This window comes from [Mannheimia] succiniciproducens MBEL55E (genome assembly GCF_000007745.1).
GTDB classification, from domain to species: Bacteria; Pseudomonadota; Gammaproteobacteria; order Enterobacterales; family Pasteurellaceae; genus Basfia; species Basfia succiniciproducens.
Window position 1 is genome coordinate 418995 of record NC_006300.1, and the last position, 13729, is coordinate 432723.

A 13729-nucleotide genomic window follows, 5' to 3' on the forward strand; every position below is an offset into this window, starting at 1 on the left:
GAGAATAATTTATTGTGGTGCAACGTGATTATGCCGCCCGTGGTGGTAGAAGAAAAAAAACAACAGGGTTGAATAAAAAATTATTAATAGCGGTTGCGGCAATGGTAGTGTTAGCCTTTGCAGCCGGGCTTTATTTTATTAAAAATTCTTCTCAGCCCGTGGTGGAACAAAACCTTCAGGTAGAAACCAAACCTCAGCCTAAAAGCCAGCTGCCGAGCCGGCCTGAAGAAGTTTGGTCTTATATTAAAGAATTGGAAAGCCGCACAGTGCCGACCGATGCCGTGCAGACTGAAAAAGTCATTCAACTGAGCGAAAAGCAAAAGGAAGAGCTGAAAAAATTGGCTGAACAGGAACGCCAGGCGGAATTAGAGCGGACGAAAAAATCCGAGCAAGAGACAATAGCGGACAAAACCGTTGATGAACAAACTTCATCAGCTGTTGTTTCAGCAGTGAATGATGAGGCTGCATTAAAAGCCGAACAACAAGCGTTGGAAAAACGTAAAAAGGAAGAAGAGCGTAAAAAAGCCGAGGCGGTAAAAGTAGCGGAAACCAAGAAAGCCGATACCGCTAAATCAGGCGGCGGTTCATACGGTTTACAATGCGGCGCATTTAAAAATAGAGCACAGGCGGAAAGTTTGCAGGCCCGTTTAGCGATGACAGGTCTTAATGCCAGAGTGAACACCAGTGCCGATTGGAACCGTGTGGTAATCGGTCCGGTCGGCGATCGGGCGGCAGCGGCGGCAGCGCAAAAACAGGCAAGTTCAATTACAAACTGTGTAATTATCGGTATGTAGTTTAAGACAAGTCCCGCAAACTGCGGTCAGATTTTTATGAATTTTTCCGAAAGCGTATTTAATAGAATTAAATGCGCTTTTTTATGCGCACAGTTTATAAAATTTTCAGAAAATTTGTCTAAAATTAACCGCACTTTTTCTTGCTAAATATTTAAAAACGATTAAAATGAACGAACGTTCATTCACTGTGAAATTTGTTAAATTTTTTACAGTGAATGTTCTTTTTTTCATCAAATCTTTTATATATTCTATTGTATGCGTCAATCTGAAACAGATATGGCTGAGCAAATTTTTGCCGCAACAGAGCGATTAATGGCAAAAGACGGGTTACACCATTTGTCTATGCATAAAATTGCAAAAGAAGCGCGGATTTCTGCGGGAACGATTTATATTTACTTTAAAAGTAAAGAAGAGTTGTTGGAGCAATTTGCTTGGCGAGTGTTTTCGCTTTTCCAGACGGCACTCGAAAAAGATTATGACGAAACGCTATCTTATTTCGAACAATATAAAAAAATGTGGCTGAATGTGTGGTATTTTCTGCAGGATAATCCGAATATTGTGATGAATATGCAACAATACCAATCACTTCCCGGTTTTTTTGATATTTGTAAGGAAATGGATTATAACAGCCGTTGGGCGACGTTTTGTCAAAAGGCTCAACAGGCGGGCGCAGTATGCGAACTGTCTGTTTCGATATTATTTTCTCTCAGCATGGAAAGTGCGATGAATTTAGCTTTTAAAAAGCTTTATATCAACGAATTTTTAGCTGATGAGGAGTTGATGACCATTATTGAAAGAACATGGCGTTCTATTCAAAAATAAATTTATAGATTCTAGTTACGGAGTTTTTTATGACTGACAGTCAATTAGCGAAGCCTAAACGCTCGCACGCTTTCTTGTTAAAAGTAGGGTTAGCGGTGGCGGTTTTAGTGTTTGCCCTAGTAATCGGCTTGAATAAATTTAAAGAAATTATGATTGGTAAAGCTATTGCCAATATGCCTGAAACGGCAAATCCGGTGACGGCGTTAACGGTCGGTTCATCGGAATGGACGCCGGTGATCGAAACTACCGGTCTTGTTCGTCCGAATCAGGGTGCAATGTTAAGTTCACAGGCTTCCGGCACGATTAAACGAATTTACGTGAAATCCGGTCAGGCTGTGAAAAAAGGCGATGTACTGGTTGAATTGGATAATGCTGTGGAAGAAGCGACATTAAAAGCGTCCGAAGCGCAATTGCCTTCCGTGCGTTTAACTTATCAACGTTATGCCAACTTAATTAAATCGCAAAGCGTTTCTCAAACCGAATTAGATTCGGCTAAAGCGGCTTATGATCAATTAGTGGCGAATATTAATTCATTAAAAGCGTCCATTGAACGCCGTAAAATCCTTGCTCCTTTTGACGGTATCACGGGTATTGTCCAAGTGAATGAAGGTCAATACATTTCGGCGGCGACTGAAATTGTTCGTGTTGAAGACATAAGTTCCATGAAAGTGGATTTCTCCGTTTCGCAAAATCAATTGGAAGACCTACATATTGGTCAAAAAGTCACGGCGACATCCGATGCCCGTACAGGCGAAACATTTGCCGCTAAAGTAACGGCGATTGAGCCTGCTGTAAATAAATCTACCGGTTTGATTGATGTTCAGGCGACATTCGCACCTGAAGACGGCAAAAAATTATTATCCGGCATGTTCACTCGTTTACGTTTAGCTTTGCCGACGGAACGAAATCAAATTGTCGTTCCGCAAGTGGCGATTACATACAATATGTATGGTGAACTAGCTTATGTATTAATGCCGCTTTCCGATGAAGATAAAGAAAAATTAAAAGATAACGAAAACTTAAGCAAAATGTATCGTGCGCAACAAATCACCGTATTTACGAAAGACCGTCAAGGGATTTACGCCCAGCTAAAGGGTAATGAAGTAAAAGTCGGCGATATTCTGGTAACCGGCGGTCAACAGCGTTTAAGTAACGGCAGTTTAGTTGTTATATCCGATAAAGACGGTGTAGGAACGGTGCAGCCTGCAGAAAAAACCAATTTATAATTTCAGGCAAGGATTTATTGAATGAAATTTACAGATATTTTTATTAAACGTCCTGTTATGGCGATAGCTATCAGTATGTTAATCGTAATTCTCGGTTTGCAGGCTATCTCTAAATTGGCAGTACGTGAGTACCCGAAAATGACGACGACGGTAATTACCGTCAGTACGACATACGCAGGGGCGGATGCCGGATTGATTCAGGCATTCGTAACCTCTAAATTGGAAGAGGCCATTGCGCAGGCGGATAATATCGATTATTTGTCTTCTACCAGCGCACCGAGTTCTTCTACCATTACGGTTAAAATGAAACTGAATACGGATCCGGCTTCAGCTTTGGCGGACGTATTATCCAAAGTTCAATCCGTACGTTCGGAATTACCGAGCGGTATCGAAGACCCGACCTTAACTTCTTCAACCGGTGGTTCGGGGATTATGTATATCAGTTTCCGTTCCGATAAACTGCACCCGAGCCAAGTAACCGACTACATTGAGCGTGTGGTTAAACCGCAGTTGTTCACCGTTGAAGGCGTGGCCAAAGTTCAGGTTTACGGCGCGGCGGAATATGCAATGCGTATTTGGTTGGATCCGCAAAAGCTTGCCGGTCAAAACCTTTCAGCAACACAAGTAACGACTGCGTTATCGAATAACAACGTGCAAACGGCGGCGGGTAGTGATAAAGGTTATTTCAATATTTATCGTAATAAAGTGGAAACCACTACTAATACCGTGGAAGATTTAGGCAATCTTATTGTTTATTCCGATGGTGATAAATTAGTCCGTTTACGTGATGTAGCTGATGTTGAATTGAATAAAGAAAGCGATGACACCCGTGCCGCGGCAAACGGTTCGGATGCCGTCGTATTAAGTATCGAACCGACTTCAAGCGCCAACCCGCTGACTGTTGCGGATAATATTAAACCGCTTTATGAAACTATTAAGAAAAATTTACCGGACAGTATTGAATCCAACATTCTTTATGACCGTACGGTTGCTATTAACAGCTCAATTAACGACGTAATCCATACCATTATTGAAGCGGTAGTGATTGTATTGGTAGTAATCATGATGTTTATTGGTTCATTGCGTGCGATTTTTATTCCGATTGTGACAATTCCTATTTCATTAATCGGGGTAATTTTCATGCTGCAAATGTTTGATTTCTCCATTAACCTGATGACCCTGCTGGCATTGATCCTCGCTATCGGGCTGGTGGTGGACGATGCTATCGTGGTGCTTGAAAACGTTGACCGTCATATTAAAGAAGGGGAAACCCCGTTCCGCGCTGCGATTATCGGTACCCGTGAAATTGCGGTACCCGTAATTTCCATGACCATCGCTTTGGTGGCGGTATATTCACCAATGGCGTTAATGGGGGGAATCACCGGGACGTTATTTAAAGAGTTCGCTTTAACCCTTGCCGGTGCGGTATTTATTTCAGGGATTATCGCGTTAACGCTTTCCCCGATGATGTCGGCTAAAATTCTGAAACATGAAAGTTCGAAATTTGAGGAAAAAGTTAACCGCACTTTAAGTAAGTTAACTACCGGCTATACCTATATTCTTGGTTTGGTTATGCAGGCGCGTAAAGCAATTTTGCTGTTTGCCGTTATTATTTTTGCTACCTTGCCGATATTATTTTCCTCCTTATCCAGCGAGTTAACACCGGCCGAAGATAAAGGCGGTTTCTTAGGTATGGTAACCGCACCGTCCAACGTGAACGTGGACTATGTCCAACAGGCGACTAAACCTTATGAAGAAATTCTGAACAATACGCCTGAAAAACAATATTCACAGGTTATTGCTGGTGCGCCGAATACTAATCAGGCGTTGGTAATTACTACCTTGAAAGACTGGGCGGAACGTAGCCGTAGCCAAGCGGAAGTCATGGCGGAATTAACGAAAAAAGCCGCTGCCATTCCGGAAGTTTCTATTTCAGCCTTCGCTTTCCCGGAAATTGAAACCGGGGAACAAGGGCCGCCTGTCGTATTTGTACTAAGTTCTCCTGGCAGCACGAAGGAATTAGCACAAACCGCGGAAACATTTTTGGATAAAATCCGTAAATCGGGCAAATTTGTCTATTCAAATTTAACTCTGAAATACGATGTAGCGCAAATGCGTATCCAAGTAGATAAAGAAAAAGCCGGGACTTACGGTATTACTATGCAACAAATAGCAAGCACCCTAGGCAGTTACTTGTCTGAAGCCACTATTACCCGGGTGGATATTGACGGCCGTGCTTATAAAGTTATTTCGCAGGTAAAACGTGAGAACCGTTTATCGCCGGAAAGTCTGAAAAATTACTATATCAGCGCAAGTAACGGACAAAGCGTTCCGTTAAGTAGTCTGCTTACGGTTGAACTTGAACCGCAACCTTACTCATTACCGCGTTTCAGCCAGTTAAACTCTGCTGAAATTCAATTGGTGCCGTCGCCGACCACCACAACCGGTGATGCGATTGCCTGGTTGAAAGATGCGGCACAGGATTTACCGCAAGGTTATTCTTACGACTGGAAAGGTGAGGCGCGTCAGTTGGTACAGGAAGGGAACTCACTGGCAACCACCTTTATTTTAGCGGTGTTGATTATCTTCTTAGTGTTGGCGATTCAGTTTGAATCAATTCGTGATCCGTTTGTTATTTTGGTTTCCGTACCATTGGCTATTTCCGGAGCTTTATTAACGCTGAATTTACTTAGCTTCTTAGGTGTAACAGGAGTAACTCTTAACATCTATTCCGAAGTCGGGTTGATTACTCTGGTCGGTTTGATTACTAAACACGGTATTTTAATGTGTGAAGTGGCAAAAGAAGAGCAATTAAATCACGGTAAAACTAAAATGGAAGCAATTATGACGGCGGCGCAATTACGTTTACGCCCAATCTTAATGACCACGGCAGCGATGATTGCCGGTCTTATTCCATTGCTTTATGCCTCCGGCGCCGGTGCGGTAATGCGCTTTAGTATGGGCGTTGTAGTTGTAGCTGGTCTTGCTATAGGTACATTATTTACCTTATTCGTATTACCTGTTATTTATACCTACATCGGTTCGAATCACAAGCCGTTACCGGAATTTGATGAGAACGCACCGAGAATCGGTTCAAGCCATTAAGCCGGTAGCAACATAAAATTATTAAATTTTTAACCGCACTTTGATCTTTAATTCAAAGTGCGGTTATTTTTTATCAAATTTCGAACATTGAAATTTAACGGCGTTCCCTCATATTAATATTAAGTCATCATTTTTTAGAGAATAAATCATGCCTATTATTTTCATTATTACGTTAATTGCATTTCTGTTTATTTATGGCGAATTATCCTTGCTGATTGCGATTGGTTCCGCTATCGGCGCATTCGGTGTAATTATGTTGCTTTTGCTTTCCGTTTTTATCGGCGGCGTTATATTGAAATCCAAAGGATTATTCGGCTTGAATTTTCGCCGGCAAATCGCTCAAGGCGAAATACCTGCGGATTCGGTAGTGAAATCCCTGTTGTGGATGATTGCCGGTATATTGTTTATTATTCCCGGATTTATAACGGATTTGTTGGCGTGCTTATTGTTATTGCTTCCGTCCGGTTTGTTTGAAAAATGGATTAGTCAAAAATTTACCGTTATCAATAGCGGATTTACGGCTCAGGGTTTTGGACGGCATTCTCATCGTTATCGCTACTATAAAGATCAAAATACAGAAGTCTTTGAAGCGGAATACGAAAAAGAAGTTGATGAAAAAAAGCGGATAAAATAATTTTGTTTTTCCTCTTGAAACCGGCAAAATCTTCCCCATATCCAAACTACGTTTTTTTAAAAAAGTAAAATTTAATTTAGAGGTAATTGAAATGAAAATTCGTCCCCTACACGATCGTGTAATCATCAAACGTGAAGAAGTAGAAACTCTTTCTGCCGGCGGCATCGTATTAACCGGTTCCGCGGCGACAAAATCCACTCGTGCAAAAGTATTGGCGGTGGGCAAAGGTCGCGTACTTGAAAACGGCACGGTACAGCCTTTAGACGTCAAAGTGGGCGACACGGTAATTTTCAACGAAGGTTACGGCGTAAAAGCGGAAAAAATTGACGGCGAAGAAGTGTTAATCATTTCTGAAAGCGATATTTTGGCGATTGTTGAATAATAAAAGTGCGGTCGGTTTTGACCAAGTTTTGAAAATTTCGAAAATTTCATAGAGGCGTATGACATACGCCATCATCAAATTAAAAAAGGAATAAAAAATGGCAGCAAAAGACGTTAAATTCGGTAATGATGCCCGCGTAAAAATGTTAGCGGGTGTAAACGTATTGGCAGACGCAGTAAAAGTGACTTTAGGTCCTAAAGGTCGTAATGTCGTATTAGACAAATCATTCGGTGCGCCGACTATCACGAAAGACGGTGTTTCCGTGGCGCGCGAGATCGAATTGGAAGATAAATTCGAAAATATGGGCGCGCAAATGGTAAAAGAAGTGGCGTCCAAAGCTAACGATGCCGCCGGTGACGGTACGACAACGGCAACCGTACTTGCTCAGGCTATCGTAAACGAAGGTTTAAAAGCGGTAGCTGCCGGCATGAATCCGATGGATTTAAAACGCGGTATTGATAAAGCGGTTGCGGCGGTGGTTACCGAGTTAAAAGCGCTTTCAAAACCTTGTGAAACCTCAAAAGAAATCGAACAAGTTGGTACGATTTCCGCCAACTCCGACAGCATTGTGGGTCAATTAATCGCCCAAGCTATGGAAAAAGTGGGTAAAGAAGGGGTTATTACCGTTGAAGACGGCACAGGTCTTGAAGACGAACTGGATGTGGTTGAAGGTATGCAATTCGACCGCGGTTATTTATCGCCGTATTTTATCAACAAACCGGAAACCGCAACCGTTGAACTGGATAGTCCGTTCATTTTGTTAGTAGACAAAAAAATCTCCAACATCCGTGAGTTATTGCCGGTATTGGAAGCGGTGGCGAAAGCGGGTAAACCGTTATTGATCATTGCGGAAGATGTGGAAGGTGAAGCGTTGGCAACCTTGGTGGTAAACACCATGCGCGGTATTGTGAAAGTGGCTGCGGTGAAAGCGCCGGGCTTCGGTGATCGTCGTAAAGCCATGTTACAGGACATTGCAATCTTAACCGCCGGTACCGTAATTTCCGAAGAAATCGGCATGGAACTGGAAAAAGCGACATTGGAAGATCTTGGTCAGGCAAAACGTGTGGTTATTAACAAAGATAACACCACTATTATCGACGGTATCGGCGATGAAGCGCAAATCAAAGGCCGTGTGGCGCAAATTCGTCAACAAATCGAAGAATCCACTTCCGATTATGACAAAGAAAAACTGCAGGAACGCGTAGCGAAACTTGCCGGCGGCGTTGCCGTTATCAAAGTAGGTGCGGCAACCGAAGTTGAAATGAAAGAGAAAAAAGATCGCGTGGAAGATGCGTTACACGCAACCCGTGCGGCCGTTGAAGAAGGTATCGTTGCCGGTGGCGGTGTGGCCTTAATTCGCGCGGCAAGTAAAGCGGCGGCAAGTTTGCAAGGCGATAACGAAGAACAAAACGTCGGTATCAAATTAGCATTACGCGCAATGGAATCGCCGCTTCGTCAAATTGTAGCGAATGCAGGTGAAGAGGCTTCTGTAGTTGCAAGTGCGGTTAAAAACGGCGAAGGAAACTTCGGTTATAATGCAGGTACCGAACAATACGGTGATATGATTGCAATGGGTATCTTGGATCCAACTAAAGTAACCCGCAGTGCATTACAATTTGCCGCATCTATCGCCGGTCTTATGATTACCACCGAAGCGATGGTAACCGAATTACCGAAAGACGATAAATTAGATGCGGCAGCTGCAATGGGCGGCATGGGTGGAATGGGCGGTATGATGTAGTCCGACCTCTCGGTTTTTTTAATGAATGCCACGTTTTTACGTGGCATTTTTGATCTTAAAAAGAGTAAGAATCGCTTTTTAATCGGTTCTTACAGGCGGTATTTCGTCGATTTAGCTATAAATGACGGAGAAACCTTGGTTATATATCAGGATTTATCTTTCCCCCACTGTAATTTTCCTGGCGAATAACGTATAATTTGCGCATTATATACTCCATATTTTAAACAAATGACAAAAGGTTAGTATTGTGACAACAGAAAATAGACCAGCAAAAATTATTGAAGCGCATGAAATTATGACATTATTACCACATCGTTATCCGTTTCTTTTAGTGGATCGCGTTGTTGATTTTGAAGAAGGTCAGTGGTTAAAAGCATATAAAAATATCAGTGTAAATGAACCTTGTTTTACCGGTCATTTTCCTGGTCAGCCGATTTTGCCTGGTGTATTAATTCTTGAAGCGTTAGCCCAATCTATGGGGCTTTTGGCATTTAAAACCCATGAAATTAAAGGCGGTGAATTATTTTATTTCGCCGGTATTGATGATGCGCGTTTTAAACGCCCGGTATTACCCGGAGATCGTTTAGAGCTATTTGTGGAAGTAATTAAAGAACGTCGCGGCATCACCTCTTTTACTGGTGTTGCCAGCGTAGATGGTGAAGTGGCTTGTGAAGCAAAATTAATGTGTGCTCGTAGATAACTTATAGATAATCAGGATAAGGGGTTTAATAATGATCCATCCAAGTGCAAAAATTCACCCGACAGCAATTGTTGAAGAAGGTGCAAAAATCGGTGAAAACGTTATCATCGGGCCTTTCTGTTTGATTGGTGCGGATGTGGACATCGGTAAAGGAACCGTTCTTCATTCGCATATTGTAGTTAAAGGCATCACAAGAATTGGTGAGGATAATCAGATTTACCAATTTGCCAGTATCGGCGAAGCGAACCAGGATTTAAAATACAACGGTGAGCCGACCAAAACCATTATCGGTGATCGCAACCGCATTCGTGAAAGCGTGACCATTCACCGCGGCACGGTTCAGGGCGGCGGTGTTACCCGCATCGGTGATGATAACCTGTTTATGATCAATTCTCATATTGCTCATGACTGTATAATTAAAAACCGTTGTATTCTGGCGAACAATGCTACTTTAGCCGGTCATGTTCAACTGGATGATTTCGTTATTGTTGGCGGTATGTCGGCTATTCATCAGTTTGTTGTAGTGGGCGCGCACGTTATGCTTGGCGGCGGTTCTATGGTCAGCCAAGACGTTCCTCCTTATGTGATGGCGCAGGGTAACCATGCCCGTCCGTTCGGCGTTAATATTGAAGGGTTAAAACGTCGCGGCTTCGATAAACCGACTTTGCACGCAATTCGTAACGTGTATAAATTGATTTATCGCAGTGATAAAACTTTGGATGAGGTGCTGCCGGAAATCGAACAGGTCGCACAAAAAGATTCTTCAATCAGTTTCTTTGTAGAATTCTTTAAACGTTCAACCCGCGGTATTATCCGTTAATTTTTCTCAAATAAAAGGCTGTCTACAGACAGCCTTTTCGCTAAAAAATTTTATTTTTTTGACCGCACTTTTATAGGTCTGTTTATCTTTTATAAACAGGCCCTAATTTCTCTGTGACTTTCACCTTTCAATTGGCTTATATTACCGAACGGATAAGTTTTTGCGCATAATCGGATTTTATTTCGGCTAAATTTTCAATGTCGCTTTGCGTGATAATTTGCCCCTGTTTAAAAAATAAAACCCGTTCGCATAAATAACAAATCATTTGGATATTATGGCTGATAAAAAAATAGCTGAGCTGAAATTCGTTTTTTAATTCTATCAGTAACTCCAGTAGTTGTACCTGCGTCACAATATCCAGCGAACTTAGGGCTTCGTCTAAAATAATCAGCGAAGGGTTGTTGATCAACGCACGGCAAAGACAAACCCGCTGCGCCTGACCGCCGGATAGCTGATAAATATATTTATGCAGGCAGTCCGTTGATAAATTCACTTTTTTCAGAAATTGCACCACTAACGGTTCGAGAGATTTAGCAGCGGCTTGTTTTTGTTCCAGTAACGGTTCGCAGATTGCCTGTAAAACGGTCATGGTAGGGTTTACGGAAGAAAAATAATCCTGAAATACCACACTGATTTGCTGCCGACGGTTTTTTCGTTGATATATGTCGGTGCCGTTCAACCAAACATGACCGGAATCGGCTTTTTCGATGCCTGAAATAATACGCGCCAATGTGCTTTTACCCGAACCGTTTTCACCGATTAATCCCACGGATTCCCCTTTTTCAAGTTGAAACGAGACATTTTGCAACGCAGGATGGGATAAATGGGAAAATAATGAATTAAAAGTGCGGTAACTTTTTGTCAAATTTTCCACCTTTAACAAGCTCATTGTTTTTTCCTCACTAACCGGGCAAAAGGTTGATTGAGTTTTGCTCTCATCGCTAACAGATATTGGGTATAAGGATGTTGCGGATGGGAAAATAAGATGGATTTTGCCCGGAATTCTACAATTTCGCCCCGCTTTAATACGGCGATATCATCAGCCAGTTCCTGCACTAAGGCGAGGTCATGAGTAATAAAAATCATGCTGCGTTCTTTTGCCATTTGCTTAAATAAAGGCAAAAGCTCAAATTGGGTCAGGCTGTCTAAGGCGCTGGTGGGTTCATCGGCAATCACTAATTCGGGTTCAAGGGCAAAGGTCAGAGCAAGCATCATGCGTTGCAGTTGTCCGCCGCTTAGCTGGCTTGGTAATCGCTTGAGCAAAGCGGACGATAATTTCACTTTGCTTACCGACTGTTGCGCTTTAATTAATGCCTGCCGATACGAAAGTGCGGTATGTTTTTGCAAAGTTTCGCAGAATTGATCCTGTAAACTGAATAAGGGATCAAAGGCGTTAATGGCGTTTTGCATAATAAAGCTCACGGCTTTCCCTCTGATTTCCAGCGTCGCGATTTCGTTTGTCTTTTGTTTGTCATCTACCGTAGGGGTGCCCGTTACGGAAATGATTTTTTTATCTTGAAAATAGATATTTCCCGTTGTATTTAATTGCTCGGGCAGCAAACCCAGAATGCTTCGTCCTAGCAGCGTTTTCCCGCTGCCGCTTTCTCCTACTAAAGCCAAAGTGCGGTACGGCGGCAAGGTTAAATTAAGCGGCGCAATCAGCGGACGGTCGGAATCGGGATTTTCAATAGAAAAATTGTCAAAACGTATAATCGGCTTATTCATTATTTGTTCCTTTTAAAGGATTATCCGGGTCCAATACGTCCCGCAGAAAATCACCGAAACCGTTAAAAGCCGTCACCGTTAAGGTAATGGCCAACCCGGCGGGCAACATCTGCTGCGGATACAATAACATGATATTTTTTGCATCGCTGAGCATGGCTCCCCATTCCGGTGTAGGCGGTTGAACGCCAAGCCCTAAGAATGAAAGACCTGAAATCAATAGAATAACCGCACCCATATCCGCCGATGCCAGAATAATCAGTTCTGCGGTGGCAACCGGCAATAAATGGCGGCGGATAATCCGCCATGGCGAAACACCGATAGCCTGCGAATAATGAACATAGTTTTTATGGGTGTACTGCATTACCGTTCCCCGAATCATACGGGCATACCAGGCCCATTTCACTAAAATAACGGCGACTAAAATATGCTCAATGCCGGGCCCAAGCATTCCTACCAGAGCCAGAATCATAATTTCACCGGGGAAAGACAGCAGCACATCACAAAGCCGCATGATAAATTCATCGGTTTTTTTGCCGCCGATTGCCGCCGTCATGCCTATTAAAATGCCTAACATCATGGTTAACAACATGGCAAATAATCCGTAAAAAACGGTGCTGCGAACGCCCCAAATCAGACGGGAAAAAATATCCCGTCCTAAATGATCCGTGCCTAGCCAATGTTGTGCGGAAACGGGTAATAATTTTGCTTGCATGTCGATAGTCGCAGGGTCAAAAGTGCAAATCCAAGGGGCGAAAATACCCGCCAAACCAATCATTGTTAAGATGAATAAACAGCATTGCGCGAAAATATCGCTGCGTAATTGTTTGATAAATCCGGACATATCAATATCCTCGTTTTATGCGAGGATCTCGCCGGTGTTGCAGCCAGTCAATAACAAAATTGCCAACCAAAAACAACATTGCCATTAATAAAATATAAGCCTGGATAACGGGATAATCCCGGCCGAATATGGCTTGAATACATAACCGTCCAAGCCCGGGCAGGGCGAAAATATTTTCAATAATAACGGAACCGGCAAGTAATTTAGGAATGCTCATACCCATGGCAATATAGGACGTATGAAGGGAATTCTGCAAAATATGTTTAAATAAAATCTGTTTTTCCGATAAACCCCGCGTGCGGGCATAAAAGACATAAGGCTGCTGCAGCTGATTCAGCATTGCCCCTCTGAGCAAACGAACATAAACTCCTATATAACCCAGAGAAAGCGTGAGCGCAGGCAAAATAATCCCGCTTTTTTGCTCAAGCCCGTTAGAAGGAAGCCAGTTTAACCGCACGGAAAACAGCCAAATAAAAAGAAGGGCCAGCCAATAATTCGGTAGTGCGGTGAAAAAAAACAAAATTCCGCGGATAATTTTATCCCATAGGCTGTTTAACATTAGCATACAGAGCAGGGAAAGTGTGAGTGATAACAGAAAAATAACGGCAAATGCGGTAACCGCCAAATAGAAAGTGGCGGGGAAGGCCTGGGTAATTTCGTCCCACACGTTTTGGTTGGATAGAAAGGATTTTCCTAAATCGCCTTGTAGTAAGGCATAAAGCCATAGGGCATAACGCAGCAAAAACGGTTTATCCAAACCGAGCGCCTGACGCGCTTCTTTTACGGCTTCGTCGGTAACGGTGATATTATTAATGCGCAGCATGGTTTCCGCCGGATCCGAGGGAACCAGATTCATCAATGAAAATGCCACGAACGAAATAAGCAACATCAGTGGAATCATCATAATCAAGCGGCGAATAAAATAATGCTGCATAAGTA

13 protein-coding genes are annotated in these 13729 nt (G+C 42.7%); 9 read left to right on the plus strand and 4 right to left on the minus strand.

The features are described 5' to 3' along the window. Positions 1 to 14 precede the first annotated feature (14 nt). The 9 genes from ftsN (at position 15) to lpxA (ending at position 10224) form a co-directional block, all read left to right on the plus strand. Entirely contained in the window at positions 15 to 794 is a 780-nt protein-coding gene (gene ftsN, locus MS_RS02105; RefSeq protein ID WP_011199632.1) for a cell division protein FtsN, read from the plus strand. Positions 795 to 1049: 255 nt separating this feature from the next. Further along, positions 1050 to 1616, plus strand: a complete 567-nt coding sequence (locus MS_RS02110; protein WP_011199635.1) for a TetR/AcrR family transcriptional regulator — start codon at positions 1050 to 1052, stop codon at positions 1614 to 1616. Between the two features lie 29 nt (positions 1617 to 1645). Next, positions 1646 to 2842 carry a multidrug efflux RND transporter periplasmic adaptor subunit AcrA gene (locus MS_RS02115; protein WP_011199636.1) on the plus strand — a complete coding sequence of 399 codons (1197 nt, stop codon included), beginning with the start codon at positions 1646 to 1648 and terminating at the stop codon, positions 2840 to 2842. Between the two features lie 21 nt (positions 2843 to 2863). After that, positions 2864 to 5947 carry a multidrug efflux RND transporter permease subunit AcrB gene (locus tag MS_RS02120; RefSeq protein ID WP_011199637.1) on the plus strand — a complete coding sequence of 1028 codons (3084 nt, stop codon included), beginning with the start codon at positions 2864 to 2866 and terminating at the stop codon, positions 5945 to 5947. Positions 5948 to 6095: 148 nt separating this feature from the next. Further along, positions 6096 to 6581 carry an FxsA family protein gene (locus MS_RS02125; protein ID WP_011199639.1) on the plus strand — a complete coding sequence of 162 codons (486 nt, stop codon included), beginning with the start codon at positions 6096 to 6098 and terminating at the stop codon, positions 6579 to 6581. A gap of 91 nt (positions 6582 to 6672) precedes the next feature. Then, entirely contained in the window at positions 6673 to 6963 is a 291-nt protein-coding gene (locus MS_RS02130; RefSeq protein WP_041639534.1) for a co-chaperone GroES, read from the plus strand. A 97-nt stretch (positions 6964 to 7060) separates the two neighbouring features. Further along, positions 7061 to 8704, plus strand: a complete 1644-nt coding sequence (gene groL, locus MS_RS02135) for a chaperonin GroEL (RefSeq protein WP_011199641.1) — start codon at positions 7061 to 7063, stop codon at positions 8702 to 8704. A gap of 247 nt (positions 8705 to 8951) precedes the next feature. Continuing rightward, the gene (gene fabZ / locus MS_RS02140) at positions 8952 to 9404 is read left to right on the plus strand and encodes a 3-hydroxyacyl-ACP dehydratase FabZ (protein WP_011199642.1); all 453 of its coding nucleotides are present in this window, start codon (positions 8952 to 8954) and stop codon (positions 9402 to 9404) included. Between the two features lie 31 nt (positions 9405 to 9435). Beyond that, the gene (gene lpxA, locus MS_RS02145; protein ID WP_011199643.1) at positions 9436 to 10224 is read left to right on the plus strand and encodes an acyl-ACP--UDP-N-acetylglucosamine O-acyltransferase; all 789 of its coding nucleotides are present in this window, start codon (positions 9436 to 9438) and stop codon (positions 10222 to 10224) included. A 136-nt stretch (positions 10225 to 10360) separates the two neighbouring features. On the opposite strand, the gene MS_RS02150 is transcribed toward lpxA, so the two are convergent. Genes MS_RS02150 through opp1B form a run of 4 tightly spaced genes read right to left on the minus strand, consistent with a single transcriptional unit; the run spans position 10361 to position 13724 of the window. After that, entirely contained in the window at positions 10361 to 11113 is a 753-nt protein-coding gene (locus tag MS_RS02150; protein WP_011199644.1) for an ABC transporter ATP-binding protein, read from the minus strand. After that, a complete protein-coding gene (locus MS_RS02155; protein WP_011199645.1) occupies positions 11110 to 11949 on the minus strand; it encodes an ABC transporter ATP-binding protein in 840 nt (279 codons plus the stop codon). Before MS_RS02155 ends, MS_RS02150 begins: the two co-directional genes overlap by 4 nt. Continuing rightward, positions 11942 to 12790: a nickel/cobalt ABC transporter permease gene (gene opp1C / locus MS_RS02160; RefSeq protein WP_011199646.1), complete on the minus strand. Its 849-nt coding sequence runs from the start codon at positions 12788 to 12790 to the stop codon at positions 11942 to 11944. Before opp1C ends, MS_RS02155 begins: the two co-directional genes overlap by 8 nt. 1 nt (position 12791) lies before the next feature. Then, positions 12792 to 13724: a nickel/cobalt ABC transporter permease gene (opp1B, locus tag MS_RS02165; RefSeq protein WP_011199647.1), complete on the minus strand. Its 933-nt coding sequence runs from the start codon at positions 13722 to 13724 to the stop codon at positions 12792 to 12794. Between the last annotated feature and the right edge of the window lie 5 nt (positions 13725 to 13729).

What these genes read in the sequence shown, in the direction of transcription:
- opp1B (WP_011199647.1), bottom strand. Translation starts at nt 13,724, where the DNA reads ATGCAGCATTATTTTATTCGCCGCTTGATTATGATGATTCCACTGATG.
- MS_RS02120 (WP_011199637.1), top strand. Translation starts at nt 2,864, where the DNA reads ATGAAATTTACAGATATTTTTATTAAACGTCCTGTTATGGCGATAGCT.
- MS_RS02130 (WP_041639534.1), top strand. Translation starts at nt 6,673, where the DNA reads ATGAAAATTCGTCCCCTACACGATCGTGTAATCATCAAACGTGAAGAA.
- MS_RS02155 (WP_011199645.1), bottom strand. Translation starts at nt 11,949, where the DNA reads ATGAATAAGCCGATTATACGTTTTGACAATTTTTCTATTGAAAATCCC.
- groL (WP_011199641.1), top strand. Translation starts at nt 7,061, where the DNA reads ATGGCAGCAAAAGACGTTAAATTCGGTAATGATGCCCGCGTAAAAATG.
- MS_RS02110 (WP_011199635.1), top strand. Translation starts at nt 1,050, where the DNA reads ATGCGTCAATCTGAAACAGATATGGCTGAGCAAATTTTTGCCGCAACA.
- opp1C (WP_011199646.1), bottom strand. Translation starts at nt 12,790, where the DNA reads ATGTCCGGATTTATCAAACAATTACGCAGCGATATTTTCGCGCAATGC.
- MS_RS02115 (WP_011199636.1), top strand. Translation starts at nt 1,646, where the DNA reads ATGACTGACAGTCAATTAGCGAAGCCTAAACGCTCGCACGCTTTCTTG.
- MS_RS02150 (WP_011199644.1), bottom strand. Translation starts at nt 11,113, where the DNA reads ATGAGCTTGTTAAAGGTGGAAAATTTGACAAAAAGTTACCGCACTTTT.
- MS_RS02125 (WP_011199639.1), top strand. Translation starts at nt 6,096, where the DNA reads ATGCCTATTATTTTCATTATTACGTTAATTGCATTTCTGTTTATTTAT.
- lpxA (WP_011199643.1), top strand. Translation starts at nt 9,436, where the DNA reads ATGATCCATCCAAGTGCAAAAATTCACCCGACAGCAATTGTTGAAGAA.